Raw genomic sequence first — 23,873 nt, 5'->3', positions numbered from 1 at the left:
GCGAGACGGTCCTAAATCAAGAATCGCCCATCTTGCTGAATCAACTCGCCATCCAGATACAGTGCGCCGTCCTGACGCAGATCCTTGATCATGTCCCAGTGCACCGCCGACTCATTGCGTCCGCCCGTGAACTCGTAGGCACGGCCAATGGCCAGGTGCACCGTGCCGCCCATCTTTTCATCGAACAGGATGTTCTTGGTGTGGCGCTGGATGCCGAAGTTGGTGCCAATGCCGATCTCACCGAGTCGACGCGCGCCAGGATCGGTGTCGAGAATGTCCGTGAGGAACTCCTCGCCCTTGTCCGCCGTGGCGGTCACGATCTTGCCGCCGGCGAACTCGAGCCGGATGCCCTGCACCTCGCGCCCTTGGTAGATGGCCGGAAACTCGTAGCGAATGTGCCCCGCCGTGGCATCCTCGATCGGCGCGGTGAAGATTTCGCCGTCCGGCATGTTGTGCGTGCCGGCCGCCGGCTCCCAGATTCGCCCCTCCACGCGCAGCGTCAGGTCCGTCTCCGGTCCCACGATGCGAATCTCACTGCCTGCTTCCAGCCGCGCCTTGATGCGGGTCAGATCGGCTTCCATGGCCGTCCAGTCGATGTTGGTGGCGCCAAAGAGAAAGTCGGCGTATTCATCCAGCGCCATCTCGGCCTCTTGAGCGAAGGCGTTGGTGGGGTAGTCGCACAGCACCCAGCGCACGTTTTCGATGATCTGGTTCATCACCGGACGCGAGGCGGTCATGACCTTGCCGATCTTGCTCGTGTCGCTGCTGGTGAGCGCCCGCGTGTTGCTGGCGGCCCGGAGGCGGATGGCGGCGTCGATGGTGTCGGCCTCGAACTTGCGCACCGGGTCCAGGTGGCTCAGCTGCTCATCGGAGGCATGGCGCAGAAAGAGCCCCTCGGTCTCCTCAAACGTCACGCTCATGCGCGGATGGGCGCCCGCCTCGAGCGCGAGGCGATAGCAGGTCAGCATCAATGGCTTGGCCTCGGCCGGCCCCATGATCGCCACCAGCTCGCCAGCCTGCAGCTTGGTCGAGTGATGCACCAGGATCTCGGCCAGACGGTCGATTCGCGGGTCGTTGAGCATGTCGCCTCAGCCTGGGCGCGGCACGGGCCAGACTAGCACCGGCAAAGCTGGACGCCGCGCTGCCTGTGCGCCCTTAGCTCGCGGGTCCGTTCGCCTGGATGTCGGCGAAATGGCGCCAGGCGCAGTAGTACACCTCGGACGCCTGCACCACCTCCGCGACCGGCACCCACTCGTCCTCGCTGTGCGCCACGGCAATGTCGCCCGGCCCGCATAGCACGCTTGGAATCCCGACTGCCGCCAGCGACGCCGCGTCCGAGCCGTAGGGCGCCCCCGTAATGACTGCCCGTCCGGTCACTCCCTCGCACGCCGCCATGAGCGACTGCACCACGCCGGCGTCTTCCGGTGTATCCAGGGAGCCCGCCACGACTTCCGGCTCGGCCTCTACCTGCAAACCGGGAAATCTTTGGCGCGCGATGTCGAGCACCTCGTCAAGCTCGGCGTCCACGGCCTCCAGCGGCTCGTCCGGCAGGAAGCGCCGGTCGAAGACCAGCTCGCAGTGGTCCGGCACGACGTTGAACGACGTGCCTGCGCGGATTGTTCCCGCGGAAAATGTGGAGTCTTCGCACAACGGATGCCAGCGCCCGGCCAAACGCCGCGTGAACTCCTCGCGCAGCACCTGGATGAGGTCTGACATGTGGTAGATGGCGTTGACGCCCAGGTCTGGACGCGAGCTGTGGGCCGACTTGCCGGCAGTGGTGATCTTCCAGAAACGTCCGCCGCGATGCGCGCGCACGATCTCCAGGCTCGTCGGTTCGCCCACGATCGCGCCGTCCGCGGTCACCGCCGAGGCCGCCAGCGTGTCGGCCCCGGTGCTTCCCGTCTCTTCGTCCACTGTCGCCGCTAGCACCAGCGTGCACGGTCGCACCGATTCACGCGATACGCGGCGCAGCGTGAGCAACATGGCCGCCAGCGAGCCCTTGGTGTCGCAGGCGCCGCGACCGTGCAGCAGGCCGGCGTCATCCAGCCACGGCTCATGCCCGCGCGTCATGGCGCCCAGGGCCACCGTGTCCATGTGCGCTTCCAGCATCAGGACCGGTGCCCCGGCGTCCCCTTCGAGCGTCCCCACCACGTTCGAGCGGCCAGGCAGCGCCTCCTGGAAGATCACGTCCGCGCCGCACGCTTCGGCATAGGCCGCGACCTTGGCCGCCATGGCCGCCTCGCCGGTGCCTCCGGGAATCTCGGGCGACACGCTCGGCGTGCTGACCAAGTCCGTCAGAAGCTCGATCGCGTCCCGTTCAGTCGGTGCCGACTCTCCGCGCATGGCCGCATGATAGGCCCGCGCGCCGTGCCATGCGCAACCGGGCAGCGGGTCACGCCGCTCGGCGTCGGTGCGTCCTGGCTGCGTTCCGCCCCCCTCTCCCTCGATGGGAGAGGGCTGGGGTGAGGGTGCCGGTGAAAATTGGCTTCACCCGGCGCCTGCCGGAGGATTCAGAATGGCCAACAACCGGCAATGCCGAGCGCGGTGTCGTCGGCATCCGCGTGGCGGACGCCTCAAATTCCCGCGGCCAGCTCCGCCCACTGGTCCTCGGGGAACGCCTCCATCGTCTGCGTGCCGCCGCCGAACCGCTCTCGGAACGCCATCATCGCCTGCGCGCAGGCCACGGTGTTGGGGAACTCCATGACCGCCACGCCGTCGAACTGCCCCATGGTCAAGTAGATGGAAAGCAGCTTCCCGCCGTGCGCCTCCAGGACCTGGCGCGTCTCGGGCGCTCCTTCTTCCAATTTGTGGGCGAGGGAGCCCTCCTCGGCGGACTCGTTGGGCAGGGTGAGCAGAGCGATAAACGTGGCCATGGGATCTCCTGGCAAACGATGCGTTTAGCCAGTGAAGTATCGCACCCGTCCCATGCGGCCAGGCACCGGGTCGCGTTTGGCGTCGTCCGGTGCTCTCACAATCCTCCGGCAGAGCCTGGCCTTCGCTCCTCTGGTGAGAATCGGGTCCGGCTCCCTCTCCATGGGGAGAGGGTTGGGGTGAGGGGCCGCCCCGCATGCCTGGGCCGCACTCGAGGACAGCAACCACGCGGTCTCACCGCGTGCGGCGCGCGCCGCGTGCAAAATGACGCAGAGTTGAAAGCAGAGGACGAGGACCCATGGCCTACGACGAAGGACTGGCGCAGCGTTTGCGCGAGGCCCTGGCGGACGAAGGCGGGCTCACCGAGCGGCGCATGTTCGGCGGCGTCGCCTTCATGCTGGACGGCAATATGGCCGTCGGCGTCTCGGGCGACGAGCTGATGGTGCGCGCGGGGCCTGATCGGTTCGACGCGGCGCTGGCGCGTCCCCATGCGCGCATCTTCGACCTGAGTGGGCGGCCCATGAACGGCTGGGTGCTTGTCACGCCCGAGGGAACGGCGGACGACGCCGACCTGGCCAGCTGGCTGGAGTTGGGCGCGTCGTTCGCCCGCTCGCTGCCGCCGAAATAGCGCCGGGCTACATCGGGATGTTCTTGACCAGGCCGATCACGTGACCCTCGGGGTCGGCGAAGATCCCAATCACCACGTCCTCCATCACTTCCATCTCCGGCATCACCACGCTGCCGCCCATGCTCGCGGCCTTTTCCAGGTATTCGGTCACGTCGTCCACGCCCACGTAGAACGTCACCCGGGTGGGCGGCTCAACGTCCCCCATGCCCATGATCCCGCCGCCGATGCCCGGACCATCGCTCGGCGCGCTCACCACCCCGTAGCCCATGGGGTTGTCGGCCGTGACCTCCCAGTCAAAGAGATCGCCGTAGAACTTCTGCATCGCCGGTCCGTCTTTGGCGTTGATTTCCCAATGCACCACGCTGTTCGCCATCTCACTGCTCCTTCTGTCTACTCGCGGTCGAAGTCGCTGCGGTCTGCCTGGCCGCTTTGCATGCCTGCGCGGCCCCGCGGCGGCGCCAACCCTACACCGTCGAGGCGCGCCGACGCGTCCGATCGACGCGCACCATGCGGACCGTAAATCGGTAGGCTGACCCATTCAGCAGGTAAACCTACGGAATCGGCATGAGGCGACCCTTGCGTAGTCGTACATCGTGCCCACCCCCTTCGTCATTCTGGCGGAGAGCCTGCCCCGTACTCGATACGGGGCCGGAATCCAGTCCGGTCGAATCTGGAGGCGCGCCAATTGCCAGGCGTCGGGCGAGTCTCGGACCCACCCCTCCGTCATTCCCGCAAAGGGCCTGCCCCGCGCCCGTCCGGTCCCCTCTCCCTGGAAGGGAGAGGGCTAGGGAGAGGGTCAACAGGCACCGCGCTGGCCGCACGACCCGACCTCCGTCATCCCCGCGGAGGCGGGAGTTCATCCCCGCCGACCGGCTCCACGCCACAACGACCCCGCATCCGCGGTCCGGTCCCCTCTCCCCACCGAGGGAGAGGGCTAGGGAGAGGGTCAACAGGCACCGCGCTGGCCGCACCACCGGCGGCACCCGACGCCGCATCGGCAGTAGGACCCCCTAGGTGGAGTTCCTCCAAGCGCCCGTCCTCGGCGTCGCCGCCGGCCTCAACCCTTACGTCACCGTGGCGCTCACCGCGCTCTTCGCCTGGCGCTCCGACTTCGTCACACCCAACCCCGCATTCGAGTTCGTCGGCACCAGCGCCGTGTTCCTGATTGCCCTCCTGCTCCTGCCAATCGACCTCTTCGCCGACAAGTTCCCCGGCAGCGGCGGCCTCATGGACCGCGTGGGCTGGGTGCTCCGGCCCGTGGCCGGCGGCTTGGCCGGCGCCGCGGTCATGCCGGACCACCCGGCCGCGATCATCGGCGGGCTCGTGCTCGGCGCCGTGGCCGCTGCCGCCATCCACGGCCTGCGCCTCCACCTGCGCCGCCGCCTGCAATGGCGCATGCTCGGCTTCGGTCGCCTCGTCCTCGGCGCCTACGCCGACCTCACCAGCGGCATCGTCGCCGCCGTCGTCCTCCTCACCGCCCCCATCGGCGCCGTCATCGCCGTCCTGGCCCTCGCCGGCGCCCTCCTCGCCGACCGCCGATGGGGCGCCGTGGAGGCTGCTGCAAATGCCCCGGATGAACCGGACGCGGAGACCAGCGGCGATTAGACGCCCTGATTCTCGTAACGCCCCCTTGACTCGCGCGGACGCGTAGGCGGGGGAAAAACCATGCACTTGCCTGATGGTGCCATATGTGTTACTAACTGCTCGAGATCGAGGTCCACGAGTACATCGATCACAGGGGCCGCAGCCCGTTTGCCGACTGGTTCAATCGACTCGACGGTCGGGTCGCGGCCAGGGTGCGACTGGTCGTTGAGCGCATTGGGGCCGGGTATCTGTCAGGCATCAAAGCTGTCGGCGGCGGAGTGCTGGAGTACCGCATGCACTCAGGACCCGGCTACCGGATCTACTTCGGACGAGATGGCGACACCGTGATCATTCTGCTCGGCGGAGGAACCAAGCGGCGCCAGTCGGCGGATATTGCGGCCGCCCGGCATCGTTGGGCGGACTACCTACGGCGCAAGCGCGAGGAGAGCTAGGGAATGCCGCTCACGCGCGACTTCAGAGAAACGGTGATGGCCCGCGCGCGGCGCGATCCGGAATTCCGGGAAGGGCTGTTGAACGAAGGAATCGGGGCGCTGCTGAACGGTGAGGTGGATGTTGGCAAGGCTCTGCTGCGCGACTACATCAACGCTACGGTCGGGTTCGATGAATTGGGCCGTCTCACCGGCAAATCATCCAAGAGCCTGATGCGCATGTTCGGTCCCTCCGGCAACCCGCAGGCCCGCAACCTCTTCGAGGTCATCAACCAGATCCAGCGACACGAAGGCGTCCGGCTGCACGTAACGGCCGAGCGCTGACGCACAAACGGCGCCGGGCTTGTCGTCCGGGGCTTTGAATGCGGCGGGGGCGTGGAGTCGCGGGGCGACCACCAGGCTCTGTGCCATCGAGCTGGCTTGGGCAAGCTTTGCCCAACGCGCGTCAGTGCGGCGCCTGCTTCTACGGGGAAGTGCCCGGTTCGGCTATCGCTTTCGGATTTGGGCCGGAACTACGGCCCACATCAGGAAGAGGCCTAGAAAGGCTACTAGACCAAGAATGGCTTCGACTGCCAACGGCATGCCTCCTACGCTCCCTCGGTTTCCCGGGTGAGCAACTACGGCCACCGCTGCAACTCCACCCCCCTTCGCCGCTATTCGGCGCGCAGTGTAGCGGAGCATCGACCGTGGCGCGTGGGGAAATGGCTACGGGTGAGCGGAGATCGTGGATTGGAGCGCGGGGTATGCGGGGCGGACGCGTCCGGTCCCTTCTCCCCTGGTGTCGATCCTTGCATGGACCGCAAAGTCCCACGTCCAAGCCTCGGATCACCCTCACCCCAACCCTCTCCCATCGAGGGAGAGGGGGCCGAGCCGGCGCCCGACTTGGGATCGGCTCCGGCTAGAGCCGCACGATCTCGCGGGCGTCGCTCACCACTTCCAGCGGCAGGTGCAGGGCCTCGACGAAGTTCACGATGGCGGTGAGCTGGCCGTCCACGTAGCGGCTGTCGTTGGACACGCAGGCCACGCCCACGCGGGCCGTGTGCGGCGCCGGGTCGTGCTCCAGGTCGGCCACCGCCGCGTTGAACTTGTTGCGCAGCCGGGCCGTGAGCGCCCGCACCACGCGGCGCCGATCCTTGAGGGAGTCCGCGCCGTGGATGCGCAGCACCAGCTCCAGGGTTCCCACGTGCACGTCGGCAGTGTAGGTGGCCGGTCACCGCGGGAAGTCCAGCTTCGTTCGTGGCGAGCCCTTCGGCAGGCTCTGTCGAACCACGCCCAGCCACCGATCACCCTCACCTTCTCCCATCAAGCGAGAGGGGACCGGACCCGCTCTCCAATCTCCGCGGCAGGGATTACGCAAACGTCTCCCTCCGCGGGAGTGACGGACTTGGATGCGGGAAGGATGCGATGAGGCGCTCGGCGCTACCCGGCCTTCGAGACCTCCAGCACGTGCGCCCGCGCCTCGCGCACGCCGGCCTCCACCTGCTCGGGCGGAAGGTCGGCCGTGCCGTCCCAGCTGAAGGTGAACATGCCGTAGTAGTTGCGCTCCTCGAGCTGGTCGAGCATGGCGCCGAGGGCGTCCGAGTTGTCGGGATCGGCGCCGGCGAGGTGTACGTGGCCGATGCGGGCGCCGGCGGCGTCGGCCAGCGCCTCGAACGTCAGCCCGTCGCGCGCGGCCTGCGCCGGATCGAGGCTCAGCTGCACGCGGGGATGGCCCACGTCGTCCAGGAACGACGCCACCTCTTCGGCCGTGTCCATCCAGGTCTCCGCCTGGTGCGCCAGGCAGAGGGTGACGCCCGCCTCTTGCGCCGTGCGCCCGTAGGCGCGGACGTCGTCGGCGGCCTCGCGCCGGTCGTAGTCGCGCGGCGGCGCCGTGGCGATGACCACGCGCGCGCCCAGTTCCGCGGCAAAGCCGATGCGCTGCAGCATGTCGTCGCCGGATGTGGCAATGGCCGTCACTGACGACGCGCGCAGCCCGCGCGCTTCGAGGCTCGCTTGGACATCCGCCGCGCTTTCCGCCGCCGGGTCCACGTGGTCCAGCACCGTCGGCGCCGCCCATAGATCGACGTGATCGATGCCCGCCGCCTTCACCCCGTCCAACGCGCGATCCAGCGACTGCGCGCGGAACAAGAGCGTCGAGCACGCGAGTCGGGTGGAAATGTCGTAGACGAACATCGATTCCCGTTGCGAGGCGCGCCGGAGCGGCAGGCTACCACCCTATTGTCGCGCATCCGCCCAGATTGGCCTACAGGCCGGTCCTCAGGCCAAGAATGGGTTGTGGAGCTTCTCCTCGCCCACGGTTGTCGGCGGACCGTGTCCGGGAAAAAACTTCGTCTCGTCGTCGCGGGTCATCAGCTTGGCGCGGATGGCCGCCAGCTGTCCGGCATACCCGAGATTGCCCGTGCGCGTGCCGCCAATCGATCCGGCAAAGACCGTGTCGCCCACCAGCACCCCGTCGCGCAGTGCGTAGGCCGTGTGGCCGGGGGCGTGACCGGGCGTTTCCAGCGCTTCGAGCGCAAAGGGCCCCACCGTGAACGGCCCGTCGCCGGTCACGACGTTCAGGTCCGAGTCGTTGACGCCGTGGACGAGTGACTGTGCGCCCTCGTGCACCCACACCGGGGCAGGCGCCTGGGCGTAGACCGCGGCCAACGCGTCGATGTGGTCGGCATCGCCATGCGTGATCAGGTAGGCCGTCACGCGCCAGCCGGCCTCGCTCACCGTTTCCAGCACCGTCTCCGGCAGCGCGCCGGGATCGACTACCAGCGCATCGCCGGTCGCCGGGTCGCCGACGATGTACATCGTCACGCGCATGGGCGGGTGCGGAATCATGCGCACCTGCAGGCCGCCGGCCAGCGTGGCCGACTGCGCCTGCGGTCGCCACGCCTCCGTGGCGACGTCCCAGAGACTCGGCCCGTGAAGTTCCAGCGCGGCTGCCAGACGGTCGCTTTCGGCGCGCGTCGGCTGGCGCTCGTAGTCCTCCATGCTCTGCACGGTGGCCTCGTCCAGATCCGCACGCCGGGCGAGTTCCACCGGTTCTAGGCCGAGCCCGCGGCGCGCCTTGCCCATGACGTCGCCGAACTCGTCCTCCAGCGGAATCGTCGTCATCCCCGCGTCGCTCATTCCGCGCGCTCCAGCAACTCGATCTCGTACCCGTCCGGATCGTCGATGAATGCCATTTTTCGTCCGAGCGGAAACTTCTCTCGCCAGCCGTCGGGCCAAATCTCGATCCCACGGCGCTCCAGGTCGTCGCAAAACGCGATCAGGTCGGGCACGCCGATGGCGAAGTGCATCAGGTCTTCGGGGACATTGAGTTCATAGTCCTCGGACCATGTGAACTCAATCGTATGCGCATTGCCCGGCAACTCCAGGTGCACGATGTGATTGCCGGAGGGCGATCGGTCCGTCCGACTGATGACTCGAAAACCTAGGAATTCCTCGTAGAAGCGAATCGAACGTTCAAGGTCGCTGACGCGGATGCGCGTGTGCAGCAGTTGAGCCATCATTAAGATCTCCTCACGCAGCGCCGGTTCATAGTCTCACGCCTCGTGCGTTGGTGCGTCCGGCGGCTCGGTCTTCCCTGACGAGCGGGCCCAAAGCGGCATCACGGGCCGTCGCCGCCACCGCGCCAGGAGCACATAGAGCGCCGGACCGGCCAGCGCGACCAGCCACGGAGCCACATGTTCGAGCACCGCATTGGGCGCCAAGTGACCATGCATGGCCTCATCCCAGGTCAGGACGATCTGTTGCCCGGTCGAGTCCACATCGATCCCCCCATGCCAGGCCGAGTCCTCGAGAATCAGAACCAGCGCGATGCGGAAGATCAGCGCGCTTCCCACGTAGATGATCAGCGGCAGCCGCTCGGTGGCGAACGCGATCAGACCCGCGCCCACGAACAGCAGCGGAATAGAGAGCGCCAGCCCGATCACCAGCAGCGAGATGTCCCCGTGGGCTGCGCCGGCGATGGTCAGCACGTTGTCCAGACTCATCACCACGTCCGCCAGGATGATCAGCCGCAGCGCCTGCCAGAAGGTCGCGGCCGCTTCGTGGTGCTCATCGTCGCCGTGAGGAGCGAGCAGGCGCCAGCCGACCCAGAACAGTGCCAACCCGCCGACCAGCGAGATAATCGGCAACTGCAGCAGCAGCGTCGCGATGGACGCGAACGCGATCCGCAATACCACGGCACCGCCCGCGCCGAACAGAATGGCCAGTCGCCGCTGCCGTCCCCGCAGCCGGCTGGCCACCACCCCGATCACCACGGCGTTGTCGCCGCTGAGGATCAGGTCGAACAGAATGATCTGTCCCAGAGCGGCTACGTACTCCGTCTGCGTCTCCACGCGGACTCCTCGCCCTGCACCCTCGCCGCCGCGAATGCACGGCGGATGTCTCGGCGGCCTAGCCTACATGCCGGAGCGCATGTGCCGACGCATACCCTGCCGGGCTGCCCCGCGCCGGGCGCCGACGCTTACGCAAAAAACCCCGCGGCCGAGCTACGCGAAGCGGGCGATAGAATGATCCCCAGGCGTGGCACGCTGGCGAGCACATGCGCTGGTCACCGGTTCGACCCAGACTTTGGCTGCTGATTTTTCCGCTCTGGCTTCCGCTGGCCATCCTGGTCGTGACGGCCATCCGCTTCGCCAGTCTCTCGCCGGGTGATGAAGTGGGCGGGATTCCGGGCGCGGTCGCGACGATCGCGCTCATGGTGTTGTTCGCCTGGATTGCCGCGTTCCCGCTAACGCTGGCCGTAATCTCCTTGCATCGGAGGGTGCGAGCCTTGGCCTACGTGTGCGGCGTCGTGCTGGCGCCGCTGACGGTCTATGGCGCGGTGATCGGCGGGCTGTTCGGACCGGTTGGCATCGTGCTCTACCCGCTGGTCCTCTCGCTCCCGGCCTGGCTCGTGCTGGGCGTCACCGTCCTCGTCCAGCGGAGGCGCTCCAACGTGCGCCCCGCAGAGAGTGGCTAGCTGTGCTGATCCGGGTCGGCCAAGCCGCGGCAATCGAAGACGAGGCTGGACATCGTGAAGATTAGCGGCCTGTTCGCGAGGGCGGCAAGCATTCTTGTACTCCTGGTTGCCTTTGCCTGCGGTTCCACGCCTGAGAGTCGGAAGCTTGACGCTACGCCTGGGAATCAAGAGCTTGATGAATATTATTTAGGAGAGGGATACAAGATACAGCCGCCATATGGTTGGGAGGTCGGCAAGGTATCTGGAATTGTCTACTTTAGAAGTCCGGATGTGGAAGATCTGACCTTCCAAGCCAACATTAATATCCTTGAAGAACACGCCCCCGGAATCACTCTGAAAAGTTATGTTGATATATCAAAACAGCAGCTTCCCTTGGTGCTAAATGAATACGAGGTGATAAACGAATATGCGTCGTCAGTCAATGGACGCTCTGCCCATTTCTTGATGTCAACATTCCGCCAAGTCGAATACGATCTGCAAAACCTACAGATGTTCGTCTCTAACGATGACAGTATGTTCGTGATCACAGCGACGGCACTGCGATCAACTTGGGAGAGCTATGACGACCTCTTCGATGCTGCCCTGGGTAGTTTCGTAATAGACTAGAGCGCCGATGAGCGCTGAGCATAGCTGGCTAGTTTTGCAGTCGTAGAGTGGCGATTTCGGCAGCGCCGAGTTCCCGCGCCGCGCCAGGCGCCAAGTCTCCAAGCACCACCGAGCCGATGCGCACGCGCTGCAGCCGGGTGACGCGCATCCCCACCGCCTCGAACATTCGCCGCACCTGGCGCTTGCGGCCCTCGACTAGCACCAGCTGCCAGCCCTGGCTCACGCGACGGGCACGTAGGGCGCGGGCCGGCCGCCGGTCGCCGATATCGACGCCCTCGGTGAGCCGCTGGGCAAGGCCGGGCGGTTCGGGTCCGCGGACCGTCACCACGTATTCGCGCTCGTGGCCGAAGCGCGGGTGCATGAGCTGAAACGCCAGGTCGCCGTCGTTGGTCAACAGCACCAGGCCCTCGGAGGCGAAGTCGAGCCGACCGACCGGATAGAGACGCTCGCGCCGCAGCGCCGAGGGCAGCAAATGCAGCACCGTCGGGCGGCCGTGCGGATCGTGGGTGGTGGTGAGAACTCGCGGCGGCTTGTGCAGCGCGATGACTATCCCCGGTTGTCGCTTCGGTTGGACGAGCTTCCCGTCCAACCGAATCTCCTGCGTCTCAGGATCAACCCGAACTCCGAGCGTCGTCACGGTTTGGCCGTCAACAGCCACCCGCCCGCCGCGGATCGCCTGCTCCATCGTTCGCCGCGACCCGCGCCCCGCTCGCGCGAGAAACACTTGCAACCGCAAGCCGCGGCTGTCTTGTCGTCCGTCGCGATCGGCGTCGGACGCTGGCGTGTGGCTGGTGCGCGATGACAAACGCCGTCTCCGGATTTAGAGTGACCTGCGGAGCATACGCGCGCGGAGGACCTCGTTATGCAGCGTCGCCTGTATCGCAGCGAGCAGGATCGCCTGCTCACGGGACTCTCGGGTGGCATGGCGGACTACTTCGACGTCGACCCCACGCTCATGCGCCTGCTCTGGGTGCTCCTGGCGATATTCACCGGCGGGGTCGCCATCATCATCTATTTCGTCATGGTGGTCGTCGTGCCCACGGGCTCTGTTCCCGCGCCGGGAAGCGAACCCGGTGCGGTTGGCGCGGATGACGAACCCGCCCCAGCCGGCGACGGACCAGGGCCGGGCGACGAGCCCGCGGGTGGGGAAGGCGCGACCCGGCAGGCATCCGAGACCGCGGCTCCCGGCGCCGCGCAAACGTATCAGCCCTATGCGCCCGAACGGCCGTCGGGCAGTCGGAGCAGCTCCATGGGCGGTGCGGCATTCGTCGGGCTCGCATTGGTCGTCATCGGCGTGCTCGCGCTGCTGGATTCGCTGGGGCTTCTCGCGCAGTTCGATGCGTGGCGGCTGTGGCCGGTGATCCTGATCGCCTTCGGCGCATTCCTCATCATCAGGCGCCGCTGACCACGCGCCTTGGCGAACGCCTGCGGGATCCACGGCGGCTCCGTTACACCTCGAACTCCGTCTCCGGATCCACCGCCAGCGGCGACCAGTCTTGGCCCGCCAAGAGGCGCAGCGTAATCTCGGCCACCTGCTCGATGTAGTGCTCTTCGCCCGGAATCAGCTGGTGCGCGGCGGCGTATCCGGTCTCCACTCGGGACGCGCCGGGTCGCCGAACCAGCGCCGGAATGCGCCGTGCCTCGCCGCCGGCGAGTCGCCGCAGGGCGTCCGAGTCGACGGCCAGCAGCGCCGCCACCTCGGGATAGGGCGGGCGAAGCTCGAGCAGGTCGTAGGGGCAGCGCCAGAGCCATAGCTCTTGGACCTCGAGGTCAATCTGTCCGTTTGGGAGCCGTGCCCCGCTCTGCCGCTCGCCCAGCGACAGCACCTCGCCCGCCGCCGGTCGCCGACCGAGCTCCTCCTCGGCCTCGCGCCATGGGTCGGGATCGCCAACCCGCAAGTGACCGGCCGAGCTCGCGTCGAGACGGTTCGGCCAGGATGCCTTGAACGGCCCGCGCCGTTGCAGCACCATCATTGGCCCCGCGTCGCCCGCCGCGGGCAGCAGCGCCCACACGGTGCGCGTGCGGTGCCAGTCGCCGTCCGCGTGTATGGCGGCGCGCGACTTGACCTCACCAGTCGGTGTCCCATCGGGACGGGTCACCGCGAGCTGCTCGGCGTCCTCCGACGCGTCGGACGCGGGATTCGACGCCATGCGGAAACTCCGGGCGGCAAGGGCCGTGGGGCTCGTGGCACTCTAGCGTTTGCGAACCGGAAACGTCCGCGGCGGCGTGAGGCGGTGGTGGCATGCGGATTGGATGCTGCGCGTCGCTTGACGTGCTGGACGCGGCGCGAGATGCGGGCTTCGCCTACGTCGAGCCTCGCGTGGTGGACCTGGTTCCCGACGACGACGAGACGGTCTACGCGCCGATCCGTCGACGAATCCAGGATGCCGGATTGCCGGCCGAGGCTTTCAATGTGTTCGTGCCGGCGCACCACCCGGTGGTCGGGCCCAAGCGCGACCTCGCGGCGCTGCGCGCCTACGTGGACACCGCCATGGGACGCATGGCCGAGTTGGGAGCCCGCTCGGTGATCTTTGGCAGCGGACCGGCGCGCACCACGCCGTCCGGCTACGACCGGCACCTCGTGCCGGGTGAAATCCTCGAGTTCCTGGCGCTCGCCGCGAACGCCGCCGCGCCCTACGACCTGGACATCGTCATCGAGCCGCTCTGGCGCGAGGTCTGCGACAACATCAACACCGTCCTCGAGGCGGCGGTCGTGGCCCGCCAATCCGGAAGCTCGCGCGTGGCGGCGTTGGCCGACTGGTGGCACATGGCGCGCGAGCATGAGCCGCTGACCAACCTGGCCGAGTCGCGCGATCGACTGCGTCACGTCCATGTGCCGGTCCCGCCGCTTCCCGGTTCCCCGCCGCAGTCCACCGACGCCGGCCTGCCGGAGTTTCTTCGGGCGCTCACCGCTGTGAACTACTCCGGCCGCGTCAGCATTGAAGACAACGGCAAGCGGTTTGACTGCTACAGCCGCCAGGCGCCGCAGGCGCTGGCCTACCTTCGCACCCACTTCCGCCGTTGAGTGCGCCGGCGCCGCGGACCTGGGAATTCGCGTTTGACGACCAGGTCGCGCGGCTGGATGCCGCGCACCGGCCCAGCCACGCCTTCCGACCCGGCATTGACTTCGCGACATGGCGCCGCAGCCTGCGGGACGCCATCGCGGCCCTGCGCGGCCCCTTGCCGACCCCGGTCGATCCCGAGCCCGTGGAGCTGGAACGCACGCTCGGCAGCGGCTACGCGCAGACCCGGCTCGTCTTCCGCACCGCATCCGATGTTGACCTGCCGGCCCTTCTGCTCGTGCCCGACGGCGTCGATGCCGACCATCCGGCGCCGGCAATCCTCGCCTTGCACGGCCACGGCGGGGGCAAGGGCGACCTCGTCACGCCGGGCATCTACCATGCCAATGCCAAGCGCTTCGCGCAGCGCGGCTACGTGGTGCTGGCCCCCGACGCGCCGGGCTTCGGCGAGCGTGCCCAAGGATTCCGCCGCTACGGCGGTCGCGACGGCTGCAACATCAACTTTCTCAAGCTGGCCCTCTTCGGGCGCAACATGATGGCGCTCGCCCTTTGGGACGACCAGCGCGCGCTGGATGTCCTCCAGGCCCGGCCCGAGGTGGACGCCAGCCGCATCGGCGTTGCCGGTCTGTCATTCGGCGGCACCCGCGCGATGTATCTGGCGGCGCTCGACGACCGCCCGGCGGCCGTGGTGGTGAGCGGCTACCTCACGACATTCCGCTCCTATGCCCTCGACGCCGGAAATTTCTGCGGCTCCCAGTTTCTCCCCGGCATCTATGCCGTGGCCGACGTGCCCGATATCCACGGCTGCATCGCCCCGAGGCCGCTGCTCATTCAGGCGGGACGGTCCGATCGCGGCTTTGCCATCGAGGCGTCGCGGCAGGCCCACGCCCATCTTGCGGACATCTACGCGGCAGCCGGTGCGAGTGAACGCCTCGCCCGCGACGAGTTCGACGGGGGCCACGAATTCCTGCCCGAGGCCCCCCTCGAATTCATGGATCGATGGTTGCGCGCGCGGTGAGCTACCGCGCACGGGACCCGTGTTGCGGCGTCGGACGCTAGGCGAAGCCTGACGTCAGCGCGACGCCCTGCGTGCCGTCGGTGCTCGAGGGGCTAGCCGAAGCGTAGAAACTGGCCTTGGACCCAGTTCCCGTCCTCGAGCTCCCACCACGTCACGCCGTCGACGACCGTGTTCTCGCCGGTCAGTTGCAACCGTGATCCGGCCGGTGCGACATTCGCGGGAGTGGCGGTGGCACTCGGTTCCGGGCGCACGTTCAGTCCGCCTTCAGGCACGACCACGGCGGTGAGCTCCTCATCGCTCGGCGGCTCGGTGGCAGCCGCCGTCGCGGCGGCGGTTGGCGTGGGGGCGGCGGTCCCCGCCGGCGCCGGTGTGGTCGCCGGGGCGGGAGCAGCCGTCCCTCCCAATTCAAGGTACTGGCCCTGCACCCAGTTGCCGTCATCCACCTGATGCCAGCGGATGCCGTTGATCTCCTGAACCTCGCCCGTCAAGTTGAGTTGCGTCCCGCCCCCCGCGACGTACTGCACGGTGCTGGTAGTGGTGTTGGGCTCGTTGCGAACGTTCAGCCCGTCGTCGGGTATCACCACCCCCGTCAGCGCCGCGCCCGTGCCGGTACCTGTGCCGGTGGCAGGCGCGTCCGGGAGGGGGGCTGCCGTGGCGCCCAGCTCCAGGTATTGGCTCTGCACCCAGTTGCCGTCCTCGACCTCGTGCCAGCGGATGCCGTCAATGTCCTCGAAGACGCCCGTCAGGTTGAGCTGCGATCCGGCGCGCGCGACGTACTGCACCGTGCTGGTGGCGGTGTTGGGCTGGTCGCGAACATTCAGGCCATCGCTCGGAATCACGACTCCCGTCAACGCGACGGGAATCGCATCGAGCCGCTCGGCGAGCTGGCTCGGATCCGTCGGAATCTCGATGATCTGTCCGACAAAGATGATCACTTCCGCGTTGGCAAAGCCGTTGAAGGCCACGATGTCGTCCAAGGCAACGCCATAAGCATCGGCAATGCCCGACAGCGTTTCATCGGCCTGGACCGTGTGCTCGATGGGGCCGGTGGGCGTCGGCGTCGCGGTGGGTGTTGGCGTCGCGGTTGGCTCGGCCGGCACCGTCGGCGTCGGCGTGTCCACGATGACCGGAGTCTGGGTGGGCCGCACCTGCAGCGTTGGCGGGGAGGTCCTTGCGGGCGGCACGCCGCCACCGGTTCCTGGCGAGGCAGTGACGGCTGGCGTAGTGGTTTCGGCCGTGGAATCCGTCTCGCCGTCGCCGCCGAACAAGGTGATGATCAGAACCACGATGATGGCGATGACAAGCGCCGGTCCAACAAGCAACGTGAGGAACAGCCGATATCTACGCAAGCTGTTCAAGGAGGCCCCCATTCATGGGCAAGCGAATGCTATCCCAGCGCCCCCCCGCGTCCAGCGACCCCGCACGCCCGGTGGGCACGTACGTCTGACGTCGGCTGAACGCTGCCGACATTCTACACGTGCCCGGAGCCGCGCGATACTGTAGCAGCTTGGCCCGGCGATGTGCATGGTCCCGCGACCCAACGTTGTGAGTGGGCCGCCTCCGCGGCGTATGGTTGGGCAGAATAGGGGACGGGCGCCAGGCGCGCGTCCAAACACCTTGCAGGGGGGAGCGAGCTTTTGGCCACACGACGTCGGGTATCACTCAGCGACCTATATGCCGATGCATGTCGTCGCGTCGATGTCACGCCCGAAGAGGCCGTGGGGTGCGAGCGCGTCAGAGACCGGCTTCGGCTCATGGTGACGCGCGATACCACGGTTGAGTTCTTGCTCGTCGAAGATCCCGAAAGCGATCGCCTAGTCCTCGGACCGACCATCGAGGGGTAGCAAGCCGCACCGAACCTCCGCCCGGCTATGACACCCCCGCCCGGCGGTCAAGCGCTGCATTGGCCAGCCGCACCACCAGCCCGAAGATCGCCAGCAGCCCCACCAGGAATCCGGCAGGTCCCCAGGCTCCGAATGCGAAAGCCCAAGTTCCGAGCATGAACACGCCCCAGGCGCCGCTGGCGAGGCCGAGCACCATCAACGGAAACACGAGCAGCACGGCCATTGCCGTGTAGCCGGTGGAATGCCGCACGCCGGGAATGCGGCTGACGCCGAACGCCCGGCGACTCTCGCGATCCAGGTGATAGGCCGCCGCGAACCAGAACGCGCTCAAGATCAACGGCGCGCCCACCCAGGCTGCGGTCATGAGGCTCAGATCGGCGGCGAGCCGCGGGTCGTCCGGAGTCGGCAGCGGCGCCCAGCCGATGTCCATGGCCAGCACGCGCTGCACGGTCCCTGGGATTCCCTCCGGCCAGGGCACGAGTGCGGAGATCACGGCCCACGCCAGGGCGCTCGCGATGACGAGCGCCACGGCGGCAATGGGCCGTTGCCAACGCGTGCGGCGCAGCCACCGCGAGAAATCGCTCCAAGTCTCCGCCAGGGTCAGCGGACGATCGAGGTCTCGTGAAGCAGCCGTCGAGCCCGACGCCTCGGGCGCGCCGGCATCTATGTCGGCAAGCCGTTCAATCGATCCGGGGGCATTCGGCGGCTCCGCGTCGCCGGAGGCCGAGTGGGGGGCCGGGGCTCGCCCGCTCGGGTCGTTGGCCGTCATAGCTGCGTCGGCGCCAAGCTGCCCATGTCGAGCATTCTACGCAGCCCATTCGCGGAGTTTGGCGGCCTCGCGGTTGACAGCCGCGCCTTCGCGGCGTAAGTACGGGGAACAAGTAAGTGTGCGGCGCTGAGCGAGACCAGTAGCCGTCCTTCACGCGGACAGCGAGCCGGCGGCGGTGCGAGGCCGGTGCGCGTCGGACGGCGAATTGCCCTCGTGAGCCGCTCGGCCGAAGCAACGGCGTGGGTAGGCCGAGCCGGTTGGCCTCCGGTAGCGGGCTTGGGTGCCTTGGCACCCGCTGAGGTTGCGTGCCGCGAGGCCGCAGCGCAGGAAGGTGGAATCACGGGAGCGCCCGTCCTTCGGGATGGGCGCTCCTCGCACGTTTGAGGGGGATTGGAGAATCGACCCAAGGAATGGCGGCGCGTCCGAAATGCCGGAAGCCGCGGCAGGGAAACGCCGTGGGCCGGAGTGGATGCGCGTCGTGCTCGACAAGGATCCAGCCGCCAAGAACGTGCTCGAGGTGTTGCTCTATCCCAGCGTGCACGCGCTCTTCTTCCATCGGATCGCCCATTGGCTCTATGTGCGCGGCGTTCCCGTGCTGCCCCGCGCCGTCAGTCAGTTCGCGCGACTTGCCACCGGCGGCATCGAGATTCATCCGGGCGCGGTCATTGGTCGCCGCTTCTTTATCGACCACGGCTCAGGCGTGGTGATCGGAGAGACCGCGCGCGTGGGTGACGACGTCATGCTGTACCACCAGGTGACCTTGGGCGCCACCGGGTGGTGGCGTGACGATGGCGTCGGCGGCAAGCGGCGGCACCCGATCGTCGAGGACGGCGTGACCATCGGCGTCGGGGCCAGCATCCTTGGCCCGGTCACCATCGGCGCCGGCAGCCGCATTGGCGCATTGGCGATCGTCACCGAAGACGTGCCCCCCGGCTCCACGGTCGTCGGGCCTCGCGCTAGCTACGTGGAGCGTCGCGGCGAGCCGGTTCGACGGCAACCGATCCGCCAGCTTGGCGAGCGGCGCGACCCGCCCGACTACGTGATCTGAGCTGGCCGATACACTGACCGGCGGCTTGTGGTCGCCGTGAGGCCGTCCGTGCAACGTTTGTCCGCGCTCTTCGGTCGCACCCTGCGTGAAGACCCCGCCGACGCCACCATCGCGTCCCACCGACTCATGGTGCGCGGCGCCTTCATACGTCCGCTCGGCGCGGGAATTTTCAGCTATCTGCCGTTGGGCTGGCGCACCTTGCGACGAATCGAGCAGGTCGTTCGCGAAGAAATGGACGCCGTCGGCTGCCAAGAGCTCCTGATGCCCGTGGTGCATCCGTCGACGCTTTGGGAACGCACCGGCCGCTTCGCCTCGCTCGGACCCGAGCTGGTGCGATTCAAGGATCGCGCCGAACGCAACATGGTGCTGGCCCTCACCCATGAGGAGATCGCCCTCGACCTCGCCGCGCGAGTCGTGGGCTCCTACCGCCAGCTCCCTGTCAGCGTGTACCACTTTCAAACGAAGTTCCGCGACGAGCCTCGTCCGCGTGGCGGCCTGCTGCGGACCCGCGAGTTCACCATGAAGGACGCCTACACCTTCGACCCGTCGCCGGAGAGCCTGGACGCGACCTACCGGCAGTTCGTCACGGCCTACGTGCGCGCGTTCCGCCGCTGTGGGATCGAACCGCTGGTCGTCGAGTCCGACGCCGGCGCGATGGGCGGTTCGGACGCGGACGAGTTTCACGCTCTGACCTCCGCGGGCGAAGACACGATCGTGGTGTGCCCCACCTGCGACTACGGGGCCAACCAGGAAGTGGCGACCACGCAGCCGCCCGAGCTCGACGACGCCGAGCCGCTCCCCATGGAGAAGGTCGAGACCCCCGGGCAGGAAACCATCGCCGCCGTGGCGGGCTATCTGGGCATCCCGACCCGCCGCACGCTCAAAGCCGTGTTCTATTGGACGGGCGAGCAGATTGCGTTTGTGGCCATTCGCGGCGATCTGGACGTCAACGAGGCCAAGCTGCGCCGGGCCCTGGGCGCGCCCGACATTCGTCTCGCGGCCGACCAAGAATTGACCGCCGCCGGCCTCGTGCCGGGCTACGCATCGCCGGTGGGGCTCGAGCAGGTCCTGGTCGTCGTGGATCGCTCGGTGGAGTCCGCGGCCAACTTGGTCGCCGGGGCCAATATGCCCGGCGTGCATCTGTTGAACGTAAACTTCCCGCGCGACTTCGCCGCGGATATCGTCGCGGATATCGCCGACGTCGCTGCCGGAGATCCTTGCCCCAAGTGCGGCGCGGCCCTCGAGCTCCGCACGGGCATCGAAATTGGCAATACCTTCAAGTTCGGCGCCTACTACAGCGACAAGCTCGACGCCATGTACCTTTCCGAAGGCGGATCGCCACAGCCCATTGTGATGGGCTCATATGGCATCGGGATCACGCGACTGGCTGCGGCCGTCGTGGAGCTGCATCACGACGAAGACGGGATCATCTGGCCCGCCAGCGTGGCGCCCTATGACGTGCACGTGGTGCAGCTGGGACAGGCCGAGATGCAGGAGGCCGCGGAGCGTCTCGCCCACGATCTCGAAGCGGCCGGCCTCACGGTGCTGGTGGACGACCGTGACGAGAGCGCGGGGGTCAAATTCAACGATGCCGACCTCCTGGGGATCCCCATTCGATGCACGGTCAGCCGCCGCACGGTGCGGGCCGACGCCGTCGAGATCAAGCTCCGGCACCGGGATGAGCGAGAGCAGGCGGCATCCGCGGAGGCGGTCGCCAGGGTCGTGGCGGAGCGCGATGCGCTGCTGGCCGCACTTAGCCCGGATGCCCCGCTCGGATAGCCTCGGGAGGCGACAGCAGCTATGGCCAATTCGCACGACCGGTTGATGGGCCCGTGACGACCGCCGCGCCATCCAGTTCCGCCGACGGCGTCGTTTGGGATCTGTCCGCGCTCTATGGCGGGCTCGACGATCCTTGCATTGAGCGCGACCAGGACGCCGCCGACTCCCGCGCTCAGGACTTCGGCACGCGCTATCGGGGGCGGCTCGGGGAGTTATCCGCGTCCGGCCTTCGCGAGGCCCTCCAGGAGCTTGAAGACATCTACGAACTCATGGACGCGCCGGTGATCTTCGCGCATCTGCGGCACGCCGCCCACAGTGACGACCCGGCTGCCGGGCGACTGCTCAACAGCACCCAGGCGCGCAGCACCGAGATTCGGAAGCACCTCATCTTCTTCGACTTGGAATGGGTGCACCTCGATGACGACCGCGCCGCCGAGTTGATGGCGGACCCGCGGCTGGCCGAATTCGCCTATCTGCTGGAGCGCGAGCGCCGCACCAAGCCGCATCGGCTGGCCGAAGGCGAAGAGCAGGTGATGGATGAGAAGGCCAACACCGGCGCGCGCTCGTGGTCGCGCCTGTTCGACGAAATCACCAGCCGAATCACCTGCGAGGTAGAACTCGACGGGGAGCGGCGCACCCTGACCGAAGCCGAAACCCTGGCCCAGCTGTACAACCCCAACCGCGACACCCGCCGCAGCGCCGCGGCCGGCCTCACCGCCGCGCTCGCGGCCCATCAGCATTCGCTCACCTACCTCTTCAACGTCTGCCTGCAGGATCACGCCATCGACGACCGGCTGCGGCACTACCCGACGCCCATCGCGGCCCGCAACCTGGCCAACGAGATCGAGCCGGCCGCCGTTGAGGCGCTGGTGGCCGCCTGCGAGGCTGGGTTCGGCATCGTGCAGCGGTACTACCGCCTCAAGCGGCGCCTGCTCGGCCTGGATGAGCTGTTCGACTATGACCGCTACGCGCCGATCAAGGCCGATGACACCGTGTACTCGTGGGACCGCTGCCGCGAGATCGTGGTCGATAGCTATGCGGCCTTCTCGGAAACGCTCGGCGGCATCGCGTCGCGGGCGTTCGAGGAGCGCTGGATCGACGCGGAGCTGCGCCTCGGCAAACGCGGCGGAGCGTTCAGCGCCGGATCGACCACCCAGACCCACCCCTACGTGCTCTGCAACTACACCGACCGCATCCGTGACGTCATGACCGTCGCCCACGAATTGGGTCATGCCGCACACCAGTTCTTGTCGCGCGGGGTGGGCTACCTGCAAGCGCACACGCCCTTGACCACCGCGGAGACTGCCTCGGTGTTCGGGGAAATGCTGGTATTTCGCCGTCTGCTGGAGGCCCAGCCGTCCGACCAGGCGCGCCTGTCGTTGCTGGCGAGCAAGATCGAGGACAGCTTCGCCACCGTGTTCCGGCAGATCGTCATGCACCGCTTCGAGGAGTCCGCCCACGCAGCCCGCCGCGCCGAGGGAGAGTTGCCGGCGGAGCGCCTGAGCGAGCTGTGGATCGCGGCCAACGCGCCGATGCACGGCGACGCCGTGACTCTCACCGACGACTATCGCACCTGGTGGAGCTATATCCCGCACTTCGTGCACTCGCCGTTCTACGTCTACGCCTACGCGTTCGGCGAGCTGCTCGTCCTGGCGCTGCTCCAGGTCTATGACGCGCGGGGCGACGCCTTCGCGCCGGCATATACCGAGATGCTGAGCCGCGGTGGCTCGGTCTCGCCCGAGGCACTGGTCCGCCCAATGGGCATCGATCTCAACGACCCAGGCTTCTGGTCCGGTGGAGTGGCAATATTGGGCGACATGGTGGCTCAGGCCGAGGCGCTGGCCTCCCGAGACGCATGAACGTCCGATCCCAGGTGCTCCAGGCCGAGGCGTCGCCCGCCGTCACGGCCCCAGACGCCGCGGCCGTGATCGCCGATGCGCTGTCCGAGCTCCCGCTCGATGCGTCCCGCGTGCTGGTGCTGGCGCCCGACGACACTCGCAAGGTTCCGGTTAGCCAGACGTTCAAGGCTGTCTGGCAGGCGCTCCAGGGGCGCGCCGCCTCGGTGGACGTCATGATCGCGCAGGGCACCCACGCGTCGATGCCCGAAGCCGCCAAGCGGCGGTGGGTCTTCGGCGCCGACGCCTATCCCTCAGTCCCCATCCACGACCACGAATGGGCGCGCCCCGACGCCCTGGTCGAAATCGGTTCCGTGCCGCTGGCCGAGCAGCAGGCGCGATTCGGCGTCTACGGGGACCTCGCGCCCGGGCTGGGGTTCGACCGCGACATGCCGGTGCGGATCAACCGCCGGCTGCTCGACTATGACCGCGTGATCCTGATCACGCGCGTCCAGCCGCACGAGGGCGCGGGATTCGCGGGAGGCGCCAAGCAGATCTTTCCCGGCGTCTCGGGTCCCGAGATGATCAATCTCCTCCACACCATCGGCAGCCTGCGCGGCGCGCGGGCCATTCAGGGCGTGCTCGACAACCCCGTGCGTGAGCTGATCGACGACATGACCAGCAAAGTTCCGGTTCCCCTCACCACCATTGCCCTGGTGGTCGACGACGCCTCGGGGTCCACGCGCGGCGTATTCGTGCAGCCCGACGGGTGGCGCGAGGTCACCCGCGCGGCGGCGGCGTTGAGTGCCGACGTCAACATCCGTTACACCACTCGCCGTGTTTCGCGCGCGGTGGCCGCCACGCCGCGCATGCCCGACGGCACGTGGATGTATCCCGAGCTTTGGACCGGCGCCAAGGGCGTATTTCGGGGCGACGACACGGTGGCCGACGGCGGCGAGCTTGTCCTGTACGCCCCCGGCGTGCGGGAGATATCCGCCAACCACGGCCCCGCCATAAGCCGGGTCGGACTCCACGGGTGGCCATACCTGCTGGCCCATCCCGAGGCCTGGCAGCCTCATGGCGTCAGCCCCTTGTCGCTCACCCTGGGAGTCTTGATCAAAGGTGACGCGCCCATGATCGACGGGCGTGAAACGCCGCGCATTGACGTCCGCCTGGCCACCGCCATTCCGCCGGATGAGTGCCGCGCCCTCGACGTGGGCTATGAGGACCCGGATCAGGTGGCACGCGAGATCGAAGCGGCCCCGGCCGACGTCATCGACGACGACCGGCTCGTCATGCACAACGCCGGCGGCATCCTGTGGCGCTATCGGTCACCCAACGGCCAGACAGGGCCGTAGCGGCCGGGATCGGCCATGGGCGGGAAATCGACGGTCATGCCCCAGCACTGCGGAGGCCGTTGCGTATCATCCGTCGAATCGGAGTCGGCATTCGGGCTCTGGGCAAG

General features: G+C 67.7%; 26 protein-coding genes and 1 pseudogene. 14 read left to right on the top strand and 13 right to left on the bottom strand.

All coding sequences use genetic code 11. From position 1 onward, the window contains the following. Window positions 1–11: 11 nt before the first annotated feature. The 3 genes from OXG33_00300 to OXG33_00290 form a co-directional block, all read right to left on the bottom strand. Window positions 12–1,082: an aminopeptidase gene (locus OXG33_00300; protein MCY4112369.1), complete on the bottom strand. Its 1,071-nt coding sequence runs from the start codon at window positions 1,080–1,082 to the stop codon at window positions 12–14. 73 nt (window positions 1,083–1,155) lie between these two features. Beyond that, window positions 1,156–2,343, bottom strand: a complete 1,188-nt coding sequence (locus tag OXG33_00295) for a M20/M25/M40 family metallo-hydrolase (GenBank protein ID MCY4112368.1) — start codon at window positions 2,341–2,343, stop codon at window positions 1,156–1,158. Between the two features lie 230 nt (window positions 2,344–2,573). Continuing rightward, a complete protein-coding gene (locus OXG33_00290; protein MCY4112367.1) occupies window positions 2,574–2,873 on the bottom strand; it encodes a GYD domain-containing protein in 300 nt (99 codons plus the stop codon). Window positions 2,874–3,169: 296 nt separating this feature from the next. Here OXG33_00290 and OXG33_00285 point away from each other — a divergent pair, with 296 nt between their 5' ends. Next, a complete protein-coding gene (locus tag OXG33_00285) occupies window positions 3,170–3,499 on the top strand; it encodes a TfoX/Sxy family protein (protein MCY4112366.1) in 330 nt (109 codons plus the stop codon). Between the two features lie 7 nt (window positions 3,500–3,506). On the opposite strand, the gene OXG33_00280 is transcribed toward OXG33_00285, so the two are convergent. After that, window positions 3,507–3,872 carry a glyoxalase gene (locus OXG33_00280; protein MCY4112365.1) on the bottom strand — a complete coding sequence of 122 codons (366 nt, stop codon included), beginning with the start codon at window positions 3,870–3,872 and terminating at the stop codon, window positions 3,507–3,509. 641 nt (window positions 3,873–4,513) lie between these two features. On the opposite strand from OXG33_00280, the gene OXG33_00275 reads away from it, so the two are divergent. The 3 genes from OXG33_00275 (at window position 4,514) to OXG33_00265 (ending at window position 5,856) form a co-directional block, all read left to right on the top strand. Further along, the gene (locus OXG33_00275; protein ID MCY4112364.1) at window positions 4,514–5,104 is read left to right on the top strand and encodes a DUF4126 domain-containing protein; all 591 of its coding nucleotides are present in this window, start codon (window positions 4,514–4,516) and stop codon (window positions 5,102–5,104) included. Window positions 5,105–5,208: 104 nt separating this feature from the next. Further along, complete coding sequence (locus tag OXG33_00270; GenBank protein ID MCY4112363.1) at window positions 5,209–5,535, top strand: type II toxin-antitoxin system RelE/ParE family toxin; 327 nt, start codon at window positions 5,209–5,211, stop codon at window positions 5,533–5,535. Between the two features lie 3 nt (window positions 5,536–5,538). Further along, window positions 5,539–5,856 carry a transcriptional regulator gene (locus OXG33_00265; protein MCY4112362.1) on the top strand — a complete coding sequence of 106 codons (318 nt, stop codon included), beginning with the start codon at window positions 5,539–5,541 and terminating at the stop codon, window positions 5,854–5,856. Between the two features lie 574 nt (window positions 5,857–6,430). On the opposite strand, the gene OXG33_00260 is transcribed toward OXG33_00265, so the two are convergent. The 5 genes from OXG33_00260 to OXG33_00240 all read right to left on the bottom strand — a co-directional run bounded on the left by OXG33_00260 (window position 6,431) and on the right by OXG33_00240 (window position 9,863). After that, window positions 6,431–6,721 carry a DUF503 domain-containing protein gene (locus OXG33_00260; protein ID MCY4112361.1) on the bottom strand — a complete coding sequence of 97 codons (291 nt, stop codon included), beginning with the start codon at window positions 6,719–6,721 and terminating at the stop codon, window positions 6,431–6,433. 230 nt (window positions 6,722–6,951) lie between these two features. Then, the gene (locus OXG33_00255; GenBank protein ID MCY4112360.1) at window positions 6,952–7,704 is read right to left on the bottom strand and encodes a sugar phosphate isomerase/epimerase; all 753 of its coding nucleotides are present in this window, start codon (window positions 7,702–7,704) and stop codon (window positions 6,952–6,954) included. Window positions 7,705–7,788: 84 nt separating this feature from the next. Further along, window positions 7,789–8,649 (bottom strand): MBL fold metallo-hydrolase, encoded by an 861-nt coding sequence (locus tag OXG33_00250; protein ID MCY4112359.1) that lies wholly within the window; start codon window positions 8,647–8,649, stop codon window positions 7,789–7,791. Further along, entirely contained in the window at window positions 8,646–9,029 is a 384-nt protein-coding gene (locus OXG33_00245) for a VOC family protein (GenBank protein MCY4112358.1), read from the bottom strand. Before OXG33_00245 ends, OXG33_00250 begins: the two co-directional genes overlap by 4 nt. A gap of 36 nt (window positions 9,030–9,065) precedes the next feature. Continuing rightward, window positions 9,066–9,863 (bottom strand): TerC family protein, encoded by a 798-nt coding sequence (locus OXG33_00240; GenBank protein ID MCY4112357.1) that lies wholly within the window; start codon window positions 9,861–9,863, stop codon window positions 9,066–9,068. Window positions 9,864–10,069: 206 nt separating this feature from the next. On the opposite strand from OXG33_00240, the gene OXG33_00235 reads away from it, so the two are divergent. After that, window positions 10,070–10,489, top strand: a complete 420-nt coding sequence (locus OXG33_00235; protein MCY4112356.1) for a hypothetical protein — start codon at window positions 10,070–10,072, stop codon at window positions 10,487–10,489. A 54-nt stretch (window positions 10,490–10,543) separates the two neighbouring features. Next, entirely contained in the window at window positions 10,544–11,095 is a 552-nt protein-coding gene (locus OXG33_00230; GenBank protein MCY4112355.1) for a DcrB-related protein, read from the top strand. A gap of 28 nt (window positions 11,096–11,123) precedes the next feature. Here OXG33_00230 and OXG33_00225 read toward each other — a convergent pair whose 3' ends face one another. Next, window positions 11,124–11,900 (bottom strand): pseudouridine synthase, encoded by a 777-nt coding sequence (locus tag OXG33_00225; GenBank protein ID MCY4112354.1) that lies wholly within the window; start codon window positions 11,898–11,900, stop codon window positions 11,124–11,126. Between the two features lie 57 nt (window positions 11,901–11,957). On the opposite strand from OXG33_00225, the gene OXG33_00220 reads away from it, so the two are divergent. Continuing rightward, entirely contained in the window at window positions 11,958–12,500 is a 543-nt protein-coding gene (locus OXG33_00220; GenBank protein MCY4112353.1) for a PspC domain-containing protein, read from the top strand. Window positions 12,501–12,543: 43 nt separating this feature from the next. Here the strand turns inward: OXG33_00220 and OXG33_00215 are convergent, their stop codons facing one another. Further along, entirely contained in the window at window positions 12,544–13,245 is a 702-nt protein-coding gene (locus OXG33_00215) for a hypothetical protein (GenBank protein MCY4112352.1), read from the bottom strand. A gap of 92 nt (window positions 13,246–13,337) precedes the next feature. Between OXG33_00215 and OXG33_00210 the strand changes: the two genes are divergently transcribed. Both OXG33_00210 and OXG33_00205 read left to right on the top strand, forming a co-directional pair. Next, entirely contained in the window at window positions 13,338–14,120 is a 783-nt protein-coding gene (locus OXG33_00210; protein ID MCY4112351.1) for a sugar phosphate isomerase/epimerase, read from the top strand. Next, on the top strand, window positions 14,117–15,133 hold the full coding sequence (locus OXG33_00205; protein MCY4112350.1) for an acetylxylan esterase: 1,017 nt from the start codon (window positions 14,117–14,119) through the stop codon (window positions 15,131–15,133). The genes OXG33_00210 and OXG33_00205 overlap by 4 nt, the downstream gene beginning before the upstream one ends. 92 nt (window positions 15,134–15,225) lie before the next feature. On the opposite strand, the gene OXG33_00200 is transcribed toward OXG33_00205, so the two are convergent. After that, on the bottom strand, window positions 15,226–16,491 hold the full coding sequence (locus OXG33_00200) for a LysM peptidoglycan-binding domain-containing protein (GenBank protein ID MCY4112349.1): 1,266 nt from the start codon (window positions 16,489–16,491) through the stop codon (window positions 15,226–15,228). A 279-nt stretch (window positions 16,492–16,770) separates the two neighbouring features. On the opposite strand from OXG33_00200, the gene OXG33_00195 reads away from it, so the two are divergent. Next, a complete protein-coding gene (locus tag OXG33_00195; protein MCY4112348.1) occupies window positions 16,771–16,977 on the top strand; it encodes a hypothetical protein in 207 nt (68 codons plus the stop codon). 25 nt (window positions 16,978–17,002) lie between these two features. Here the strand turns inward: OXG33_00195 and OXG33_00190 are convergent, their stop codons facing one another. After that, a complete protein-coding gene (locus OXG33_00190; protein MCY4112347.1) occupies window positions 17,003–17,746 on the bottom strand; it encodes a hypothetical protein in 744 nt (247 codons plus the stop codon). Window positions 17,747–18,215: 469 nt separating this feature from the next. Between OXG33_00190 and OXG33_00185 the strand changes: the two are divergent. The 4 genes and pseudogenes from OXG33_00185 to OXG33_00170 all read left to right on the top strand — a co-directional run bounded on the left by OXG33_00185 (window position 18,216) and on the right by OXG33_00170 (window position 23,766). Further along, a pseudogene (locus OXG33_00185) lies at window positions 18,216–18,695 on the top strand (serine O-acetyltransferase). 147 nt (window positions 18,696–18,842) lie between these two features. Continuing rightward, entirely contained in the window at window positions 18,843–20,573 is a 1,731-nt protein-coding gene (locus OXG33_00180; protein ID MCY4112346.1) for a proline--tRNA ligase, read from the top strand. A 53-nt stretch (window positions 20,574–20,626) separates the two neighbouring features. Then, window positions 20,627–22,432, top strand: a complete 1,806-nt coding sequence (locus OXG33_00175) for a M3 family oligoendopeptidase (protein ID MCY4112345.1) — start codon at window positions 20,627–20,629, stop codon at window positions 22,430–22,432. After that, the gene (locus tag OXG33_00170) at window positions 22,429–23,766 is read left to right on the top strand and encodes a lactate racemase domain-containing protein (GenBank protein ID MCY4112344.1); all 1,338 of its coding nucleotides are present in this window, start codon (window positions 22,429–22,431) and stop codon (window positions 23,764–23,766) included. The genes OXG33_00175 and OXG33_00170 overlap by 4 nt, the downstream gene beginning before the upstream one ends. Window positions 23,767–23,873: the final 107 nt, after the last annotated feature.

The organism is Chloroflexota bacterium (genome assembly GCA_026708035.1).
GTDB lineage: Bacteria > Chloroflexota > UBA11872 > UBA11872 > UBA11872 > JAJECS01.
The sequence above is the reverse complement of the archived record's forward strand: the minus strand, read 5'-3'. Positions and strand labels throughout refer to the sequence as shown.

What these genes read in the sequence shown, in the direction of transcription:
- OXG33_00295 (MCY4112368.1), bottom strand. Translation starts at nt 2,343, where the DNA reads ATGCGCGGAGAGTCGGCACCGACTGAACGGGACGCGATCGAGCTTCTG.
- OXG33_00220 (MCY4112353.1), top strand. Translation starts at nt 11,958, where the DNA reads ATGCAGCGTCGCCTGTATCGCAGCGAGCAGGATCGCCTGCTCACGGGA.
- OXG33_00250 (MCY4112359.1), bottom strand. Translation starts at nt 8,649, where the DNA reads ATGAGCGACGCGGGGATGACGACGATTCCGCTGGAGGACGAGTTCGGC.
- OXG33_00300 (MCY4112369.1), bottom strand. Translation starts at nt 1,082, where the DNA reads ATGCTCAACGACCCGCGAATCGACCGTCTGGCCGAGATCCTGGTGCAT.
- OXG33_00285 (MCY4112366.1), top strand. Translation starts at nt 3,170, where the DNA reads ATGGCCTACGACGAAGGACTGGCGCAGCGTTTGCGCGAGGCCCTGGCG.
- OXG33_00280 (MCY4112365.1), bottom strand. Translation starts at nt 3,872, where the DNA reads ATGGCGAACAGCGTGGTGCATTGGGAAATCAACGCCAAAGACGGACCG.
- OXG33_00255 (MCY4112360.1), bottom strand. Translation starts at nt 7,704, where the DNA reads ATGTTCGTCTACGACATTTCCACCCGACTCGCGTGCTCGACGCTCTTG.
- OXG33_00170 (MCY4112344.1), top strand. Translation starts at nt 22,429, where the DNA reads ATGAACGTCCGATCCCAGGTGCTCCAGGCCGAGGCGTCGCCCGCCGTC.
- OXG33_00235 (MCY4112356.1), top strand. Translation starts at nt 10,070, where the DNA reads ATGCGCTGGTCACCGGTTCGACCCAGACTTTGGCTGCTGATTTTTCCG.
- OXG33_00215 (MCY4112352.1), bottom strand. Translation starts at nt 13,245, where the DNA reads ATGGCGTCGAATCCCGCGTCCGACGCGTCGGAGGACGCCGAGCAGCTC.
- OXG33_00245 (MCY4112358.1), bottom strand. Translation starts at nt 9,029, where the DNA reads ATGGCTCAACTGCTGCACACGCGCATCCGCGTCAGCGACCTTGAACGT.
- OXG33_00210 (MCY4112351.1), top strand. Translation starts at nt 13,338, where the DNA reads ATGCGGATTGGATGCTGCGCGTCGCTTGACGTGCTGGACGCGGCGCGA.
- OXG33_00190 (MCY4112347.1), bottom strand. Translation starts at nt 17,746, where the DNA reads ATGACGGCCAACGACCCGAGCGGGCGAGCCCCGGCCCCCCACTCGGCC.
- OXG33_00290 (MCY4112367.1), bottom strand. Translation starts at nt 2,873, where the DNA reads ATGGCCACGTTTATCGCTCTGCTCACCCTGCCCAACGAGTCCGCCGAG.
- OXG33_00265 (MCY4112362.1), top strand. Translation starts at nt 5,539, where the DNA reads ATGCCGCTCACGCGCGACTTCAGAGAAACGGTGATGGCCCGCGCGCGG.